16 protein-coding genes are annotated in these 17,119 nt (G+C 66.1%); 10 read left to right on the plus strand and 6 right to left on the minus strand.

What is annotated here, in order from left to right:
* Positions 1 to 412 precede the first annotated feature (412 nt).
* Together copM and ACWPW1_RS16035 are read left to right on the plus strand one after the other, a co-directional pair.
* Entirely contained in the window at positions 413 to 757 is a 345-nt protein-coding gene (gene copM / locus ACWPW1_RS16030; protein WP_454253406.1) for a CopM family metallochaperone, read from the plus strand.
* Positions 758 to 818: 61 nt separating this feature from the next.
* Positions 819 to 1,199, plus strand: coding sequence for a VOC family protein (locus ACWPW1_RS16035; RefSeq protein WP_174523169.1), 381 nt, complete (start codon positions 819 to 821; stop codon positions 1,197 to 1,199).
* Here ACWPW1_RS16035 and ACWPW1_RS16040 read toward each other — a convergent pair.
* The gene (locus tag ACWPW1_RS16040) at positions 1,196 to 2,044 is read right to left on the minus strand and encodes a CAP domain-containing protein (protein ID WP_454253407.1); all 849 of its coding nucleotides are present in this window, start codon (positions 2,042 to 2,044) and stop codon (positions 1,196 to 1,198) included. The genes ACWPW1_RS16035 and ACWPW1_RS16040 overlap by 4 nt on opposite strands.
* Before the next feature lie 152 nt (positions 2,045 to 2,196).
* Between ACWPW1_RS16040 and ACWPW1_RS16045 the strand changes: the two genes are divergently transcribed.
* From ACWPW1_RS16045 to ACWPW1_RS16065, 5 genes are all read left to right on the plus strand, one after another.
* Positions 2,197 to 2,478, plus strand: coding sequence for a peptidylprolyl isomerase (locus ACWPW1_RS16045; protein WP_059315677.1), 282 nt, complete (start codon positions 2,197 to 2,199; stop codon positions 2,476 to 2,478).
* A gap of 96 nt (positions 2,479 to 2,574) precedes the next feature.
* Positions 2,575 to 2,991, plus strand: coding sequence for a GFA family protein (locus tag ACWPW1_RS16050; RefSeq protein WP_454253408.1), 417 nt, complete (start codon positions 2,575 to 2,577; stop codon positions 2,989 to 2,991).
* A gap of 252 nt (positions 2,992 to 3,243) precedes the next feature.
* Positions 3,244 to 5,271 carry a methyl-accepting chemotaxis protein gene (locus ACWPW1_RS16055; protein ID WP_454253409.1) on the plus strand — a complete coding sequence of 676 codons (2,028 nt, stop codon included), beginning with the start codon at positions 3,244 to 3,246 and terminating at the stop codon, positions 5,269 to 5,271.
* A 595-nt stretch (positions 5,272 to 5,866) separates the two neighbouring features.
* A complete protein-coding gene (locus ACWPW1_RS16060; RefSeq protein WP_454253410.1) occupies positions 5,867 to 7,462 on the plus strand; it encodes an isocitrate lyase in 1,596 nt (531 codons plus the stop codon).
* Between the two features lie 26 nt (positions 7,463 to 7,488).
* Positions 7,489 to 7,818, plus strand: a complete 330-nt coding sequence (locus ACWPW1_RS16065; RefSeq protein WP_271655573.1) for a hypothetical protein — start codon at positions 7,489 to 7,491, stop codon at positions 7,816 to 7,818.
* Between the two features lie 111 nt (positions 7,819 to 7,929).
* Here ACWPW1_RS16065 and prpD read toward each other — a convergent pair whose 3' ends face one another.
* The 4 genes from prpD to ACWPW1_RS16085 form a co-directional block, all read right to left on the minus strand.
* A complete protein-coding gene (prpD, locus tag ACWPW1_RS16070; RefSeq protein ID WP_093254632.1) occupies positions 7,930 to 9,414 on the minus strand; it encodes a 2-methylcitrate dehydratase in 1,485 nt (494 codons plus the stop codon).
* Positions 9,415 to 9,507: 93 nt separating this feature from the next.
* On the minus strand, positions 9,508 to 10,635 hold the full coding sequence (gene prpC, locus ACWPW1_RS16075; protein ID WP_454253411.1) for a bifunctional 2-methylcitrate synthase/citrate synthase: 1,128 nt from the start codon (positions 10,633 to 10,635) through the stop codon (positions 9,508 to 9,510).
* Between the two features lie 55 nt (positions 10,636 to 10,690).
* On the minus strand, positions 10,691 to 11,578 hold the full coding sequence (gene prpB, locus ACWPW1_RS16080; protein ID WP_454253412.1) for a methylisocitrate lyase: 888 nt from the start codon (positions 11,576 to 11,578) through the stop codon (positions 10,691 to 10,693).
* Positions 11,579 to 11,582: 4 nt separating this feature from the next.
* Positions 11,583 to 12,284, minus strand: coding sequence for a GntR family transcriptional regulator (locus tag ACWPW1_RS16085; RefSeq protein ID WP_454253413.1), 702 nt, complete (start codon positions 12,282 to 12,284; stop codon positions 11,583 to 11,585).
* Positions 12,285 to 12,438: 154 nt separating this feature from the next.
* Between ACWPW1_RS16085 and pabB the strand changes: the two genes are divergently transcribed.
* From pabB to ACWPW1_RS16100, 3 genes are all read left to right on the plus strand, one after another.
* Positions 12,439 to 13,782 (plus strand): aminodeoxychorismate synthase component I, encoded by a 1,344-nt coding sequence (gene pabB, locus ACWPW1_RS16090; protein WP_454253414.1) that lies wholly within the window; start codon positions 12,439 to 12,441, stop codon positions 13,780 to 13,782.
* A gap of 48 nt (positions 13,783 to 13,830) precedes the next feature.
* Positions 13,831 to 14,451, plus strand: coding sequence for a phosphoadenosine phosphosulfate reductase domain-containing protein (locus ACWPW1_RS16095; RefSeq protein WP_271655579.1), 621 nt, complete (start codon positions 13,831 to 13,833; stop codon positions 14,449 to 14,451).
* 61 nt (positions 14,452 to 14,512) lie between these two features.
* On the plus strand, positions 14,513 to 15,793 hold the full coding sequence (locus ACWPW1_RS16100) for an MFS transporter (RefSeq protein ID WP_454253415.1): 1,281 nt from the start codon (positions 14,513 to 14,515) through the stop codon (positions 15,791 to 15,793).
* Here the strand turns inward: ACWPW1_RS16100 and ACWPW1_RS16105 are convergent.
* Entirely contained in the window at positions 15,766 to 17,076 is a 1,311-nt protein-coding gene (locus tag ACWPW1_RS16105; protein WP_271655581.1) for an MFS transporter, read from the minus strand. The genes ACWPW1_RS16100 and ACWPW1_RS16105 overlap by 28 nt on opposite strands.
* Between the last annotated feature and the right edge of the window lie 43 nt (positions 17,077 to 17,119).

The raw sequence follows: 17,119 nt of genomic DNA on the forward strand, positions 1-17,119 counted from the left end.
TCTTCTACTCCAGAGCGAAAGGGTGGACCGTGACTCCCGGTCAGGGAGCCGACGACAGAAACCCACAAGCAAAGGCATTGCCCGCCTGCGACGATGGGGTCGCGAGCGAGAAGTCTGCTGTAGGGAAGATTGGAATTGGATGTAGTAAAAATTCTACGCTGTCGTTTCGGACCACCACAACCGTCCGCAGTTGCGCGCAGGTCAGGCCGTAGCGCCAGGCACCGGCTTCAACTCCCTGAGCGGCGGCGTTTTTACTGCCGTGGCGCCGCACGCAACCGACCTGGCGATGCGACAAAACATCGCGAAACCTTTTCCTGCGACGGGGCTCCCAGCGAGACAGGTCCGGCGATTGACCTTGCCCCAGGGGCAAGCTCTAGCCTCGGCAACGTCAGCCAGTTCAGGAGCCCTCCCCATGCGTATTGCCCTTCCCACCACCCTGCTCGCCCTCACCCTCCTGGCCAGTGGTTTCGCCAGTGCCGCCCAGGACGACCACCAGGCCCACCAGGCCCACCAGGACATGCAGAAGAGCATGGAAGCCATGCATCAGGGCATGGAAGAAGGCCTCAAGGCCAAGGATCCTGACCTGGCCTTCGCCAAGGGCATGCTGGCCCACCACGAGGGCGCCGTCGACATGGCCCGCTACCAGCTCCAGCACGGCAAGGACCCGGAGATGCGCACGCTGGCCGAAAACATCATTCAGGCCCAGCAAACGGAAATCGATCAGCTCAATCGCTGGATCAAGGCCCACGGCAAGTAATGGTGCACCGCGTGCGGGACTGGCACAGTGAAAGGCCAGTCCTGTCGCGGAGACTCCCATGCTGATCGATCACCTGGATCATCTGGTCCTGACCACGGTGGACCTCGCCGCCTGCGAGGATTTCTATACCCGGGTGCTGGGCATGCGCCTGGAGGTATTCGGTACGGGGCGCAAGGCCCTGCGCTATGGCAACCAGAAGATCAATCTGCACGAGCGGGGCCATGAATTCGAACCCAAGGCGCACCTGCCGGTGCCGGGCGCGCTCGACCTCTGCTTTATCGCCCGCCAGCCGCTGGACGCCGTGATCGCCCACCTCCAGCGGGAAGGCTGGCCGATCCTGGAAGGCCCGGTGGCGCGAACCGGCGCGACCGGACCGATCCGCTCGGTCTATGTGCGCGATCCCGATCTCAACCTCATCGAGATCGCCGAATACCAGACCTAGCGCGGCCGGCCGAACACCTGGGTCCAGTAGAGGCTATGGGTGCTGCGCGGATTCAGGGCGTAGGCCGCCCCCATCTCGGTGAACTCCGGATTCATCAGATTGGCGCAGTGCCCCGGGCTGGCCAACCAGCCCTGCATGGCCTGGGTGACCGAGCCGGCGCCGGCGGCGATGTTCTCGCCGATACGGGTCCAGCCATAGCCCTGCTTGGCCACCCGCTCGGCCACGGTGCCGCCGCCGGGCGCCGTGTGGGAGAAGTAGTTGCGGCCGGCCATGTCCTGGCTATGGGCCAGGGCAGCATTGGCCAAGGCCGGATTCCAGCGTAGCGGCGTGGTGGCGGCGAAGCGCCGGGTGCCGCAGGTGCGGGCCTGGGCACGGGCGCGATTGACCTCGGCCAGGACGGCCTTGCCGGCTGTCTGCCAGTCTCCCAATCCGGCGCTCACCACCGGACGCGCCAGCACCAGCTGCCAGCGTGGCCCCTGCTGACTGACACCGATCTGGGCATAGTCGCTGCTGGCGAGCGGCCGGCAATACTGCTGGCGCAGCCCGGCCATGGCCGCCTGGGCCGTGGGCGCGCCCGCCAGCATGATCACCTGCACCGCGGACGCCTGGTAACCCGCGGCGCGCAGATCGCTCTGCAGACGCTCCCGTCCGGTCAGCCGTACGGCGGCCAGGCGATTGTCGGCGGCAAGGGGCGCGGCCGCGCGCATGCCGGCGCAGCCCTGGGGCGCAGCGCGATAGGCGTTGATCAGGCTGACCAGCCGTGCCTCCTCGGGCGTTGCCGCCAGCGCGGCATCGGTCAGCAGGCTCGTGGTCAGCAGCAGGGAAAAGGCAAGAAAGCGAGGCATGCGCGGGCCGATCCGAAAAGAGGGAAGCGCTATTTACCCGCCCTGAACCCGAGGCGCAACCCAAACGGCCCGTCAGCCGAGGAACGGATGGCAGTTTGCTTGCAGGGGTGATTGGAGTAGGCTCGCCCGCTCATTCAACAGGAGTCTCTCCCATGGCCAAAGCCTCTGCCCGCCACATCCTGGTTTCCAGCGAAGACAAGTGCAACGAACTCAAAGCCGCCATCGAAGGGGGCGCCGACTTCGCCCAGGTGGCCAAGGACAACTCCAGCTGCCCCTCCAGCCGTCAGGGCGGCGACCTGGGCACCTTCCGCCCGGGCCAGATGGTCAAGGAATTCGACACCGTGGTGTTCAGCGCGCCGCTGAACCAGGTCCAGGGTCCGGTAAAGACCCAGTTCGGCTATCACCTGGTGGAAGTCACCAGCCGCGAGGACTGATCTCGCCCGCGCTCTCGCCTGTAGCGGGAGCGCCATCCCTGCTTTTCCTGCCTGACCGACTATCCTGCAGAGCTACCGTCTCGCGAGGATAGCCCCATGCCCCTTCCGCTCTCCCGTCACGGCCAGTGCCTGTGTGGCGCGGTCCAGTTCGACTGCCGTATCGCTACCCCCGAGGTCTCGGCCTGCCATTGCCGGACCTGTCGCCGTTGGGGCGGCGGTCCGCTGCTGGCGGTGGAATGCGCCGAGGCGCCCATGATCAGCGGTGGCGACGCCCTGGCCGTCCATGCCTCGTCCGACTGGGCAGAGCGCGGCTTTTGCCGCCACTGTGGCACCCACCTGTTCTATCGTCTCAAGGCCGAGCCACACTACGCCATTCCGGTGGGCCTGCTCGACGGCGAGGACTGGTTGCTGGACAGCGAGATCTTCATCGAGGAACAGCCGGCCTGGTACTGCTTCGCCCATTCGCGCCGCCGGCTGACCGGCGCCGAGGCCTTCGCCGAGCACGACCAGTAGCGCGAGCCTAACGCAACCGCCACCGGTCGGCGTCAACTGCGACCACTGGTCGCCTCGACCAGGGCTCCTTGAAGGCACCCGGCACGGCCCTTAGCGCGCCAAGGCTCGTGCCAGAGCCTCGGCTTCGTCGCCATCTCCGCCCCAGTGCAACCGTACGCCTGCGTCCTGGACGTACACCCCTATCAAGCCACCGCCAAAGGCGCCGATGCCTCTGTGAGCTCCTTTCCCAGTCTGCCCACAAGAGGAACAATCATGGGGTTTCTACAACGCCTAGGCGCCCGCACGAGCAGCAGCGGCGTGTTCAGCCTGACCTGCACCGCACGTGAACTGAGCGACCGCCTTGGCGGCGTCGCCCTCAAGCCCACCTTCATCACCGGCTTCGTCTCGCCGCACCTGGACCTGGACGCCATTGCCCGGCAGCTCGTGGCCCGCTTTCCCGAGGCCTCCATCAGCCTGTGTACCACCTCCGGCGAACTCTGCGGCAGCGAACAACGGCTGTACTGCGCCGCCGATGGCGCCTGGGACCGGCTGGTGCTGCAATTCTTCGACGCCTCGGTCATCGCCTCGGCCGAGGTCGTGCACGTTCCGCTGGACAGCGAGGACATCCGCCGTGGCGGACCGCGGCGCAGCATGAAGGAGCGCCTGGCCCGTCTGACCGAATCGCTCAAGCGCCTGCAGGTACGCACGCCCATCGATCACCGCGATACCCTGGCCTTCGTGCTGTTCGACGGCTTGTCCGCCTCGGAATCCTTTTTCATGGAGGCGCTGTACGAGTCCGGCCGTTTCCCCTGCCTGTTCGTCGGCGGCTCCGCCGGCGGCAAGGGCGATTTTCGCCAGACGCTGTTGCACGACGGTCGCAAGGCCTATGAAAACCACGCCCAGCTGGTCTTTCTGAAAATGGCCAAGAACGCCCGCTTCGGGGTGTTCAAGAGCCAGAATTTCAGCGCCACCCCGCTCAGCCTCAACGTTCTCACCGCGTCCCTGGAAGAGCGCTACATCAGCCAGGTGGTCGACAGCCGTGGCCAGATCAAGAGCATGGTGGCAGCCCTCTGCGAGGCCCTGAGCTGCCGCGCGGACCAGCTGGAGCAGCGCCTGGCGGACTACTCCTTCGCCATCCGCGTCGGCGAGGAGCTGTTCGTCCGCTCCATCGCCCGCATCGACTACGAGCGCGAACGCATCCACCTGTTCTGCGACGTGGCGCCCGGTGAAGAGCTGGTGATGGTCAAGCGCACTTCCCTGGTGGACACCACCCGCCAGGACTTCGCGCGCTTCCTGCAGGGCAAGAGCGGCACCCCGCTGGTGGGGGTGCTCAACGATTGCATCCTGCGCCGCGCCAACAATGGCGCCGAGTTGCCGCGCATGGGCGAGGTGTTCGGCCAGACGCCGGTGGTGGGCTTTTCCACCTTTGGCGAGATCCTCGGCCTGAACCTCAACCAGACCCTCACCGCGGTGTTCTTTTTCCGCACCCCCGAAGGTGCGCCCTTCCGCGACGACTACGTCGACAACTTCGCCGCCCACTATGGCGAATTCAAGGCCTTCTTCCTGCGTCGACAGATCAAGAAGCTGGCAGGCCTGAGCCAGGTGGTGGTTAACCAGATCGACGAATTCAAGCGGCAGAACTTCACCGGCATCGTGGATGCCCAGGGCCTCGACGACTCCATTCAGGCCGTATTCGGCGGCCTCGCCGATCTGGGCCAGGTCCTGCGCCAGGCGCATCAGAGCCGCCAGGAGATCGGCGAACAGTTGCGGCACTACTCCGGCGAGCTGCACAGCAGCATGGACGACCTGACGGGCAACATCCTGCAGCAGGGCGAGGTCACCCGGCAGGCCGACAGCACCGTGCAAAACCTCACCGACCAGGCCGAGGACGTGGTCCGCAGCGCCAACGAGCTGAGCCAGTCGAGCCTGCGCATCCAGTCCATCGTCCAGGTGATCCAGCAGATCGCCGGCCAGACCAACCTGCTGGCGCTCAACGCGGCCATTGAGGCGGCGCGCGCCGGCGAGAGCGGCCGGGGCTTCGCGGTGGTGGCCGACGAGGTGCGCAACCTCGCGGCCATCACCCACAAGAACGCGGCCGAGATCGGAGCCGACATCGACCAGCTGTCCCGCGCCATCAGCGAGGTCGGCGCCCATATCGCCGGCCAGGCCAAGGACGTGGGCTCGCTGCAGGATCTGCTCGCCGCCCTGCGCGAGTCCGGCCGCCTCACCGCCCAGACCTCCCACCGCACCAAGGACATCGCCGACACCCTGACCGGCCTCACCGCCGCCACGGCACCTTGAGCCCGCGGGACTTACCGTTCGTCGGTACTGACCGGTAAGTCCCGCCGCCTTTGCCTGCCTCTGCCTCTCGCCAGAGGCAGATACCGGAACCCCTCGGATCACCTTCCAAGTGACCGCAAGGTCACGGCCAGTGCCGTGGCTTGCGGCCCTGTTTTGCTCAATCCGGCGACCAATGGGTCAGCAATAGACGCCCCAAACCCGCTCCTGGCCGCCTCTACGACTTTTGTAGTGCTTATACGAAAGCACTACAAAACACGGTTGACGACGTGCTCATCTCCTGCAAATCTCTAGCTGCACCGGACGCGAACCCCCTATCCATGCGGGTCGCGCCTGGGCTCCGGGTGACCCTCGGGCCGTCTTGCGTAGTGATGCTCAAGAGGCACTACAAGAGAAGACGACTGAAATGCCGCGCTGCTCGAGGCAGCGTCGCCAGAGGTGACGTCCGGATCCATGCAGGTACGTACGGCGACATGACTCGACAGCTGGGCTGACCTTTCGCCTTCGCGACTGGCATCCGGGTGGCAACCGCCACCCCAATGCCGGACGTTGGGAAAAGACTGGTACCCAAGCCAACCTCATCGAGAAGGATCGACTCATGTCCGCTTACGAGAACGACGTTCAGGCCATCGCCGCCCTCAAGACCACTGCCGGCAAACACTGGAGCGCCATCAATCCAGAATATGCCGCGCGGATGCGTCTGCAGAATCGCTTCAAGACCGGTCTCGACATCGCCCGCCACTGCGCGGCCATCATGCGCCGGGACATGGCCGCCTACGACGCCGACAGCAGTGCCTACACCCAGTCTCTGGGGTGCTGGCACGGCTTCATCGGGCAGCAGAAGCTGATCGCCATCAAGAAGCACCTGGGCAGCACCCAGGGTCGTTACCTCTACCTGTCCGGCTGGATGATCGCCGCGCTGCGCTCGGAATTCGGCCCGCTGCCCGATCAGTCCATGCACGAGAAGACCAGCGTCCCGGCGCTGATCGAAGAGCTCTACACCTTCCTGCGCCAGGCCGACGCCCGCGAGCTGGCCATGCTGTTCCGCGAGCTGGATGCCGCCCGCGGCGCCGACGAAAACGCCAAGGCCGCCGCCATCCAGGCCAAGATCGATAACTACGAGACCCACGTGGTACCGATCATCGCCGACATCGACGCCGGCTTTGGCAACGCAGAGGCTACCTACCTGCTGGCCAAGAAGATGATCGAAGCCGGTGCCTGCTGCATCCAGCTGGAAAACCAGGTCTCCGACGAGAAGCAGTGCGGCCACCAGGATGGCAAGGTCACGGTGCCCCACGAGGACTTCCTGGCCAAGATCAACGCGGTGCGCTACGCCTTCCTCGAACTGGGCGTGGACGAGGGCGTCATCGTCGCCCGCACCGACTCCCTGGGCGCCGGCCTGACCAAGCAGATCGCCGTGAGCAAGCAGCCAGGCGACCTGGGTGACCAGTACAACAGCTTTCTCGACTGCGACGAGGTGGACGCCAGCCAGCTGGGCAACGGCGAGGTGCTGATCAGCCGCGACGGCAAGCTGCTGCGGCCCAAGCGCCTGGCCAGTGGCCTGTTCCAGTTCCGCGCCGGCAGCGGCGTGGACCGGGTGGTGCTGGACTGCATCACCTCGCTGCAGAACGGTGCCGACCTGCTGTGGATCGAGACCGAGAAGCCCCACGTGGGCCAGATCAAGGCCATGGTCGATCGTATCCGCGAGGTCGTGCCCAACGCCAAGCTGGTCTACAACAACAGCCCGTCGTTCAACTGGACGCTGAGCTTCCGCCAGCAGGTGTTCGACGCCCTGCAGGCCGAGGGCAAGGACGTCTCCGCCTACGACCGCGCCAAGCTGATGAGCGTGGACTACGACGACACCGAGCTGGGTCGCCTGGCCGATGCACGTATCCAGAGCTTCCAGCGCGATGCGGCTCGAGAGGCGGGCATCTTCCACCACCTGATCACCCTGCCCACCTACCACACCGCGGCCCTGTCCACCGACAACCTGGCCAAGGGCTACTTCGCCGAGGAGGGCATGCTGGCCTACGTCAAGGGCGTGCAGCGCCAAGAGATCCGCCAGGGCATCGCCTGCGTCAAGCACCAGAACATGGCCGGCTCGGACATGGGCGACGATCACAAGGAATACTTTGCCGGAGAGGCTGCGCTCAAGGCGGCGGGCAAGGACAACACCATGAACCAGTTCCATTGATCACGGCCACTGTGGAGGACACGCTCATGAACCTGAACGACAACCCCAGCCTGGACGATCTCAAGCAACTCTTCGCCGGGCTCAAGGACAAGAACCACAACCACATCCTCTGGGTCTGCGAGAGCGGCGCGGTGCATGTCGACCGCCTGCCCGGCGGCGAGACGCCCGACCAGTTCGAGCAGCGCCATCCCAGCCTGCGCATCCGCTTCAAGACCTACAACCGGGGCGGCGGCTACGTCGGCAAGTCGGCGGCAGCGGACGAGCACTTCATCAGGAGCGTCCACGCTGCCCTGCAGGAACACTGGCGCCTGGCCGGTCGGCAGCAACGCCCGGCCTATGTGGACCGTTACTACTAAAAGAAAAGGGCGCGACGGGTAGTTGACCACCCGCCACGCCCTGCCCCACCCATGAGGCGACTCGCCTGATCCTGCATGGCCCTGCAGGCTCGGTCGAGTCGCCTCCTTTATTTAAAGAACGAACAGATCCACGAAGCGATGCACCGGAGTCGCTTCCAGCCCTGCCTGGTCCTTGCACAGGTCGAAGATCTGGGCGCAGCGACCGGCCGGGAAGCGCGTCGCCAGGTTGTTCTGGAATTTGCGCTCCAGCAGCGGAATGCCCTCTTCACGACGACGGCGATGACCTACCGGGTACTCGATGGCGATCTTCTCGGTGCTGCTGCCATCGGTGAAGAACACCTGCAGGGCGTTGGCGATGGAACGCTTGTCGGCTTCCAGGTATTCGCGGCTGTAGCGCTCGTCCTCGACGATCTCCATCTTCTCGCGCAACTGGTCGATGCGCGGATGGGCCTGGTGGAAGGCATCCTCGTAGTGTTCGGCGACCAGATCGCCAAACAGCAGCGGCACGGCGATCATGTACTGCAGGCAGTGGTCACGGTCGGCGGCGTTGGCCATGGGGCCCTGCTTGGAGATGATGCGGATGGCCGATTCGTGGGTGGTCACCACGATCTTCTCGATCTGGTCCACCCGGTCGCAGACCTGGGGATGCAGGATCACCGCGGCCTCGGCGGCGGTCTGGGCGTGGAATTCCGCCGGGAAGCTGATCTTGAACAGCACGTGCTCCATCACGTAGCTGCCGAAGCCCTGGGGGAAGCGGAACTGGCGCTGGTCGACGGGCTTGGTGGCCAAGTCCTTGTTGGTGTGGCTGAACAGCACGTCGTAGAAGCCCCACTGGGGCGCGCTGAGTACGCCAGGGATGCCCATCTCGCCACGCAGGGCGATGTCGGCCAGGCGCACGCCGCGGCTGGAGGCGTCGCCAGCGGCCCAGGACTTGCGGCTGCCGGCATTGGGTGCATGGCGATAGGTGCGCAGCGCCTGGCCATCGACGAACGCATGGGACAGGGCTGACAGCAGTTGCTCGCGGTTGGCGCCCATCAGCTTGGCGCTGACCGCGGTGGACGCCAGCTTGACCAGGAAGACGTGGTCCAGGCCGACGCGGTTGAAAGAGTTCTCCAGGGCGAACACCCCCTGGATCTCGTGGGCCATGATCATGGCCTCCAGCACCTGGCGCATGGTCAGGGGTGCTTCGCCCTGGGCGACGCGGCGCTGGGAGAGGTGGTCGGCCACCGCTAGGATGGCGCCGAGGTTATCGGAAGGGTGGCCCCATTCGGCCGCCAGCCAGGTGTCGTTGTAGTCCAGCCAGCGAATGATGCAGCCGATGTCCCAGGCCGCCTTGACCGGATCCAGGCGATAGCTGGTGCCGGGCACCCGCGCGCCCTGGGGTACCACGGTGCCTTCCACCTGGGGGCCGAGCAGCTTGGTGCACTCGGGGAAGCGCAGGGACAGCAGGCCGCAGCCGAGGGTGTCCATCAGGCAGTTGCGGGCGGTGTCCAGGGCTTCCCGGGATTCCACCTGGTAGTTCAGCACGTAGTCGGCCAGGTCCTGGATGACCTGGTCGTAGTCGGGCCGGTTGTTAAGATCGACGTTGGCGCTCATGGGTTTTGGTTCCTTATCGCGGCCTTGGGCCGCTCCTACAAGTTCGGTCATGGATCGCTCCCGTAGGAGCGGCCCATGGCCGCGATCAAACGATCAACGGTTAGCAATCGGCGTGAAGGGTCGCTGCTCGACACCGATGTAATCGGCGCTGGGGCGGATGATGCGGTTGTCGGCGCGCTGCTCGAAGACGTGGGCACACCAGCCAGCCGTGCGCGAGCAGACGAAGATCGGGGTGAACAGCGGCGTCGGGATGCCGAGGAAGTGGTAGGCCGAGGCGTGATAGAAGTCGGCGTTGGGAAACAGCCCCTTCTCTTCCTTCATGGTGCGATCGATGGCTTCCGAGACGGGGAACAACACACTGTCGCCCACTTCCGCCGCCAGCTGCCGGGCATAGTCCTTGATCACCTCGTTGCGCGGATCGCTGTCGCGGTAGATGGCGTGGCCGAAGCCCATCACCTTTTCCTTGCGTTCGAGCATCTGCTTGAGGCCAGTGACCGCTTCCTCGGGCGAGGCGAAGCGCTCGATCAGCGCCATGGCCGCCTCGTTGGCCCCACCGTGCAGCGGCCCGCGCAGGGAGCCGATGGCACCGGTGACGCAGGAATAGAGGTCGGACAGCGTCGAGGCGCAGACCCGGGCGGTAAAGGTGGAAGCGTTGAATTCGTGCTCGGCATAGAGAATCAGCGAGACGTTCATGACCCGCGCGTGCAACTCGCTGGGCGCCTTGCCATGCAGCAGGGTGAGGAAGTGGCTGGCGATATCCGGGGCGTCACTGCTGCAGTCGATGCGGGTGCCGCTCTGGCTGAAGTGATGCCAGTAGAGCAGGATCGCCGGGAAGGCGCCGAGCAGGCGATCGGCGACCTGCTGCTGGTCGGCGAAGCTGTGCTCCGGCTCCAGGGTGCCCAGCAAGGATGCGCCGGTGCGCATCACGTCCATGGGGTGGGCACTGGCGGGAATGCGCTCCAAGCCTTCCTTGAGTGGCTGCGGCAGGTCGCGCAGGGTAGCCAGGCGCTGGCGATAGGCGTCCAGTTGCGCCTGGGTGGGCAGCTCGCCATAGAGCAACAGGTGGGCCACCTCCTCGAAGTCGGCCCCGGCGGCCAGTTCGCGGATGTCGTAGCCCCGGTAGGTGAGCCCGGCGCCGGTCTTGCCGACGGTGCATAGCGCGGTGCGGCCGGCGACCTGGCCACGCAGGCCGGCACCGCCAAGGGTTTTGCTGTCTGCCATCGTCTCGCTCCTCTTGGAGTTGTTGTGCGAAAAAGCGGGCGTTCAGGGTGGAGCGTCAGGATTTGCCTTGCTGGAACAGGCGATCCAGCTGGTCCTCATATCGGTGATAGTCGATGCGGTCGTAGAGTTCGGCGCGGGTCTGCATGGTGTCGACCACCGCCTGCTGGCTGCCGTCGCGACGGATCGTGGTGTAGACGTTTTCGGCGGCGCGGTTGGCGGCACGAAAGGCCGACAGCGGATAGAGCACCAGGCCGACGTCGGCGCCGGCCAGCTCCTCGGTGGTGAACAGCGGCGTGGCGCCGAACTCGGTGATGTTGGCCAGGATCGGCACCCCTACCGCCTGGGCGAACTGGCGGTACATGGGCAGTTCGGTCATGGCTTCGGGAAAGATCATGTCGGCGCCGGCCTCGACACAGGCGCAGGCGCGGTCGATGGCAGCCTGCAGGCCTTCCACGGCCAGGGCATCGGTGCGCGCCATGATGACGAAGTCCGCGTCGGTGCGGGCATCCACCGCCGCCTTGATGCGATCGACCATCTCCTGCTGGCTGACGATCTCCTTGCCCGGTCGATGCCCGCAGCGCTTGGCGCCGACTTGATCCTCGATGTGCATGGCCGCCGCGCCCGCCTTGATCAGGGCGCGGGTGGTACGGGCCACGTTGAAGGCCGAGGCGCCGAAGCCGGTGTCGACATCCACCAGCAACGGCAGATCGCAGACATCGGTGATGCGACGGACGTCGATGAGCACATCTTCCAGACCGCTGATGCCCAGGTCCGGCAACCCCAGGGAGCCGGCTGCGACACCGCCGCCGGACAGGTAGATGGCCTGGAAGCCGGCGCGCTTGGCCAGCAGCGCATGATTGGCATTGAGGGTGCCGACCACCTGCAGCGGGCGTTCGGCGGCGACGGCGGCGCGGAATTTCTGGCCGGGGCTGACAGCGGGCATGGCGTTACCTCGTGGAGTCGGTGACTAGGGGATGGTGCTGCAGATTGCGCTTGGAGGCGGCGATGTGGCGGCGCATCAGCAGCTCGGCCAGTTCGCCATCGCCCTCGGCCAGGGCATCGAGGATGCGATGGTGCTCGGCGAAGGCCTGGCGCGGACGATTTGGGGTGGCGGAGACCTTGAGCCGGTACATGCGCACCAGGTGATAGAGCTCGCCGCACAGCAGCCGCACCAGCATGCCGTTGCCGCTGGCCTGAATGATGCGGTAATGGAAGTCGTGGTCGCCTTCCTGCAGGTAGTAGCCAGTGCCGGCCTGGAATGCCGGGTCGCGCTCGTGGGTATCCAGCAGCTGGCGCAGTTCGTCGATGCCCTGCGGCGTGAGGCGTGCGGCCGCCAGGCGACAGGCCATGCCTTCGAGGGATTCGCGGATCTCGTAGAGTTCGACCAGCTCGGCCAGGCTCAGGGCGACGACCCGGGCACCGGCATGGGGTACCCGCACCACCAGGCGCTGGCCCTCCAAACGGTGGATGGCCTCCCGCAGCGGGCCCCGGCTGATGCCATAGGTGCGCGCCAGCTCCGGCTCGGAAATCTTGCTGCCCGGCGCCACATCGCCGCGGACGATGGCCTCGCGGATCCGGCGGAACACCTGCTCGGAGAGGGTCCCGCTGTCGGTCTCGGGCACTTCGACCTGGAAGGGGCTATCGATCATTGTCGACACCTTTTGTGTTTATGGGCTGAATAACTACGCCTGAACGCCTCATCAGTCAACATTTGTCGACAATCCAGCTGTGACAGCCTGTATCTCGCCCAGCCCTGCAACGGTTCGCTACACTAGCGCGCCGCCCACCCCAGCCGACCGCGCCATGCCTCTCTGCCAGTTGCATCCCCTGCCCTACCACGCCGATCCCACGGTGCGTTTCGCCCTGCTGCACGGCGAGCCAGATGCGGTATTACTCGACTCGGGGCGGCCGGTGGCCGAGCGGGGCCGCTACGACCTGATGGCGGCCTGGCCACTCCAGGTGCTGCAACCCGACTCCGGCGAGACGGGGCGTGCCTTTTTCACCCGGACGCGCGCCGCCCTGGCCAGCCTGGGCCACGCGGACCTGCCGGAGGGTGCCGAATTGCCCTTCGCCGGCGGTCTGCTGGGTTTTCTCGGCTATGACTTCGGTCGCCGCCTGGAGCGCCTACCGGACGGCGCCCGCGCTGACCTGCAGCTGCCCGATGCCCGCCTGGGCCTCTATGCCTGGGCGCTGATCAGCGATCATCAGGCGCGGACCAGCCAACTGGTCTTTCATCCCAGGCTGGACGAGACGGAAAGGCACCGCCTGATCGCGCTGTTCGCTGCCGATGCACGCCCCGAAGCCGACGGCTTCCACCTGACCGCGCCCTTCGCTGCCGACATCGACCGCGCCACCTATCGCCAGCGCATCGAGGCCATCCAGGCCTATATCGCCGCCGGCGACTGCTACCAGGTCAACTTCGCCCAGCGCTTCCGCGCGCCCTTCCAAGGTTCGCCCTGGCGCGCCTACCGGGCCCTGCGTGCGGCCTGCCCGACGCCTTTCTCCGGCTATCTGGCACTGGAACGCGGCGCCCTGCTCAGCCATTCGCCGGAGCGTTTCCTGCAGGTGAGCCGTGGCCAGGTGGAAACCCGCCCGATCAAGGGCACCCGGCCACGCCAGGCAGATGCTGAGGCTGACGCCGCCGAAGCCCGCGCCCTGCTGGCCAGCCCCAAGGACCGCGCCGAAAATCTGATGATCGTCGACCTGCTGCGCAACGACCTCGGCCGCAGCTGCCGGACCGGCTCGGTGCGGGTGCCCGAGCTGTTCGCCCTGGAGAGTTATCCCAACGTCCACCACCTGGTCAGCGCCGTCACCGGTGAACTGGCCGAGGAGCTGGACGCCCTGGACCTGCTGGCCGGCAGTTTCCCTGGTGGCTCCATCACCGGGGCGCCCAAGATCCGCGCCATGCAGATCATCGACGAGCTGGAAGAGACCCGCCGCGGCCCCTACTGCGGCTCGCTGCTCTATCTGGACGTACGCGGTGAGAGCGACAGCTCCATCCTGATCCGCAGCCTGCTGGCCGAAGATGGGGTACTCAGCTGCTGGGGCGGCGGCGGCATCGTCATGGACTCCCACTGGGAAGACGAATACGCCGAATCCCTGGCCAAGGTGCGGGTGCTGCTGGAGACGCTGGAAGCCCACAGCTGATCCGGCTTTGCTACCATAAGGTCATCCTCTCGCCGGCTGGAGCCCGCCATGTCTCTCGATCTCGCCCGCATCAACGCCGACCTTGGCCGCGATCCCGAAAAGCTCGTCGCCTGGGCCCTGGGGCTGGGTAAAAGCGCCATCGTCACCACCAACTTCCGCCCTTTCGAGGCGGTGATCCTGCACCTGGTCAGCCAGGTCAAGCCGGACATCCCGGTGGTCTGGATGGACAGCGGCTACAACACCCCCGCGACCTACCGTTGCGCCGACGAGATCGTGCGCAAGCTCGATCTCAACCTGGTGACCTACCTGCCCAGGCGCTCGCGTGCCCACCGCGAGGCCATCGACGGCTCGGTGCCGGGGCTGGACGATCCGCGCCACGCCGCCTTCACCGAAGAGGTCAAGCTGGAACCCTTCGCCCGCGCCCTGCGCGAGACGGCGCCCGAGGTCTGGTTCACCGCCCTGCGCGCCACCGACACCGCGGTGCGTGCCCAGATGGATCCGGTCAGCGTGAATCCGGACGGCCTGATCAAGGTCGCGCCCCTGCTGCACTGGACTTCCAAGGACCTCTACCAGTACCTGACCGCCCACGACCTGCCCAACGAATTCGACTATTTCGACCCCACCAAGGGTGACGAAAACCGCGAGTGCGGCCTGCACCTCGCCCACTGAGTCGACACCTCCCGCGCGCTCGGTTCCGGGCGCGCGCCCTGCTCCTGCTGAAACATCGCCCATGACCGCTTCCCGCCCTATCCACTCCCGCAAGGGCGTCTTTGCCGTGGTGCTTGGCAACGCCGTGGAGTTTTTCGACTTCGGCGTCTACGCCACCTTCGCCGTGCTCATCGGCCAGGTGTTCTTTCCCTCGCAGAACGCCTTCGCCAGCCTGATGGCCAGCGTCATCACCTTTGGTGTCGGCTTTATCGCCCGGCCCTTGGGCGCCATCCTCATCGGCGCCTGGGCCGACCGCGTCGGGCGCAAGCCGGCGATGTTGCTGACCATGGTGCTCATGGCCCTGGGCACTGGTGGCATCGCCGTGCTGCCCAGCTACGAGCAGATCGGCATCGCCGCGCCCATCCTGCTAGTGCTGACGCGCCTGTTGCAGGGCCTGGCCTGGGGCGGCGAAGCCGGGCCCGCCACCACCTATATCCTGGAAGCGGCGCCCCTGCACAAGCGCGGTACCTACGCCTGCTGGCAGGTAGTGGCCCAGGGGCTGGCAGCGGTGGCGGCCGGGTTGATCGGCTACGCCCTGACCCTCTGGCTGACGCCGGAACAACTGCTGGCCTGGGGCTGGCGTCTGCCCTTCCTGCTGGGTCTGGCGATCCTGCCCATCGGCCTCTATATCCGGCGCGGCCTGGTGGATACCCATGTGGGGGAGACACGAGGTACCGGGGCGGTCCTGGGCGAGGTGCTGGCCACCCAACGGCGGCCGCTGCTGCTGGGGCTGCTTATCCTTTCCGGCAGCACCATCACCCAGTATTTCCTCAACTACATGACCACATTCGCCCTGGTGGAGCTCAAGCTGCCCACCGGCATCGCCATGCTCGCCACCCTGGTGATGGGCGCGGCCATGGCGGTCTGCTCGATCCTGGGCGGCGTCCTCAGTGATCGCTACGGCCGGCGTATCGTGCTGATCCTGCCGCGCCTGCTGTTGCTGGTGCTGCTCTACCCGGCACTGCAACTCATCACCCAGGCGCCCGGTGCAAGTACCTTCCTCGTCACCCTGGCGGTCCTTTCCGGTCTGCACGGGATGAGCGGTGCGGCCCTGATCGTGCTGCTGGTGGAGAGCTTTCCGCAGCGCGTCAGAGCCACCGGTTTTTCACTAGTCTATGCAGTGGGGGTGGCGGCCTTTGGCGGCACCGCCCAGATCGTGGTGACCTGGTTGATCGGTGCCACGGGCGATCGCATGGCGCCGGCCGTCTACCTGCTGGCGGCCAATCTGATCTGTCTCGGCGCCGCCTGGTTCGCCGCCGAGACCTGTCCAGGGCGTCAGCCGGCGGAGCGCTCCCCGGCATAATCCGCTTCGCGACGGTTCTTGCGCTCCAGGCGGTTGTAGACCACCCCGGTCAGCAGCAGGCCGAACAGCAGTACCGCGGCCAGTAGATAGAGCCCCGAAGCCAGGGTGCCGGTCGCCGCCTTGAGCGCGCCGATGCCATAGGGACCCAGATAGCCGCCGAGGTTACCCACCGAGTTGATCAGGGCAATGCCGGCTGCAGCGCTGGCCCCGGCGAAGAAGCGTCCGGGCAGGGTCCAGAACAGCGCGGTGAGGGAAAACAGACAGAAGGCCACCACCGACAGCGCCGCCAGTTGCAGCACGGCAGTACCGAACCAGGCGCTGCCAGCCATGGCCAGGGCGCCCACGGCATAGAGCACCGCCAGGTGACCGTAGCGATCCCCGAGGCGATCCGAACTGCGCGGCACGATGAGCAGGCCGAGGATGCCGAAGGCATAGGGAATGGCGGAGATGAAGCCGGTGGTGAGATCGCTGCCACCGAACTGGTGGATCAAGGTCGGCAGCCACAACCCGAGACCATAGATGCTCAGGGTCACCGGCAGGTAGTAGAGGGCCAGCAGCAGTACCCGACGATCCTTGAGCGCATGCAGCGGATTGCCATGGCGGGTCTGATCGAAGAGGTGCAGGTCCTTTTCCAGCTCCGTGGCCAACCAGCGCTTTTCGTCGGCATCCAGCCAGGCGACCTGGGCGGGCCCATCCGGCAGCCGGGTCAGGGTCGGCCAGGCCAGCAACACCGCCGGCGCACCGATGCACAGGAACAGCCACTGCCAGCCGTGCAGGCCGAGGGCGCCATCCAGTTGCAGCAGCATGCCTGACAGAGGCCCCGTCACCAGCATCGCGATGGGCTGGGAGAGGATGAACAGACCCATGATCTTGCCGCGGTGACGCACCGGGAACCACTGGGTGAGGTAGTAGAGCACCCCGGGAAAGAAGCCGGCCTCGGCCACCCCGAGCAGGAAGCGCATGGCATAGAAGCTGTTCGGCCCCTGGACGAAGGCCATGCCCATGGTGATGGCACCCCAGGTCACCAGGATCCGGGCGAACCAGCGGCGCGCCCCGAAGCGCTCCAGCAACAGGTTGCTGGGCACCTCGAAGAGGAAGTAACCGATGAAGAACAGCCCCGCACCGAGGCCATAGGCGGCATCGCCGATGCCCACGTCGGCTCCCATGTGCAGCTTGGCAAAGCCCACGGCAGAGCGGTCGATGTAGGCGACGAGATAGAGCAATACGAGAAAGGGGACCAGCTTGCGCGTGATCCGGCGGATGAGGGCGGATTCAGAGTGCATGGCGTTCTCCGACTTGTTGTTGTTGTGCGGTTCGAGCGCAGAT

The organism is Pseudomonas sp. Marseille-Q7302 (assembly GCF_965111925.1).

Bases quoted from the DNA above. Each gene is read 5' to 3' on its own strand.
- prpC (WP_454253411.1), bottom strand. From the start codon at position 10,635: ATGGCAGACAGCAAAACCCTTGGCGGTGCCGGCCTGCGTGGCCAGGTC.
- pabB (WP_454253414.1), top strand. From the start codon at position 12,439: ATGCCTCTCTGCCAGTTGCATCCCCTGCCCTACCACGCCGATCCCACG.
- ACWPW1_RS16045 (WP_059315677.1), top strand. From the start codon at position 2,197: ATGGCCAAAGCCTCTGCCCGCCACATCCTGGTTTCCAGCGAAGACAAG.
- prpD (WP_093254632.1), bottom strand. From the start codon at position 9,414: ATGAGCGCCAACGTCGATCTTAACAACCGGCCCGACTACGACCAGGTC.
- ACWPW1_RS16050 (WP_454253408.1), top strand. From the start codon at position 2,575: ATGCCCCTTCCGCTCTCCCGTCACGGCCAGTGCCTGTGTGGCGCGGTC.
- ACWPW1_RS16055 (WP_454253409.1), top strand. From the start codon at position 3,244: ATGGGGTTTCTACAACGCCTAGGCGCCCGCACGAGCAGCAGCGGCGTG.
- copM (WP_454253406.1), top strand. From the start codon at position 413: ATGCGTATTGCCCTTCCCACCACCCTGCTCGCCCTCACCCTCCTGGCC.
- ACWPW1_RS16100 (WP_454253415.1), top strand. From the start codon at position 14,513: ATGACCGCTTCCCGCCCTATCCACTCCCGCAAGGGCGTCTTTGCCGTG.
- ACWPW1_RS16060 (WP_454253410.1), top strand. From the start codon at position 5,867: ATGTCCGCTTACGAGAACGACGTTCAGGCCATCGCCGCCCTCAAGACC.
- ACWPW1_RS16065 (WP_271655573.1), top strand. From the start codon at position 7,489: ATGAACCTGAACGACAACCCCAGCCTGGACGATCTCAAGCAACTCTTC.
- prpB (WP_454253412.1), bottom strand. From the start codon at position 11,578: ATGCCCGCTGTCAGCCCCGGCCAGAAATTCCGCGCCGCCGTCGCCGCC.
- ACWPW1_RS16105 (WP_271655581.1), bottom strand. From the start codon at position 17,076: ATGCACTCTGAATCCGCCCTCATCCGCCGGATCACGCGCAAGCTGGTC.
- ACWPW1_RS16095 (WP_271655579.1), top strand. From the start codon at position 13,831: ATGTCTCTCGATCTCGCCCGCATCAACGCCGACCTTGGCCGCGATCCC.
- ACWPW1_RS16085 (WP_454253413.1), bottom strand. From the start codon at position 12,284: ATGATCGATAGCCCCTTCCAGGTCGAAGTGCCCGAGACCGACAGCGGG.
- ACWPW1_RS16040 (WP_454253407.1), bottom strand. From the start codon at position 2,044: ATGCCTCGCTTTCTTGCCTTTTCCCTGCTGCTGACCACGAGCCTGCTG.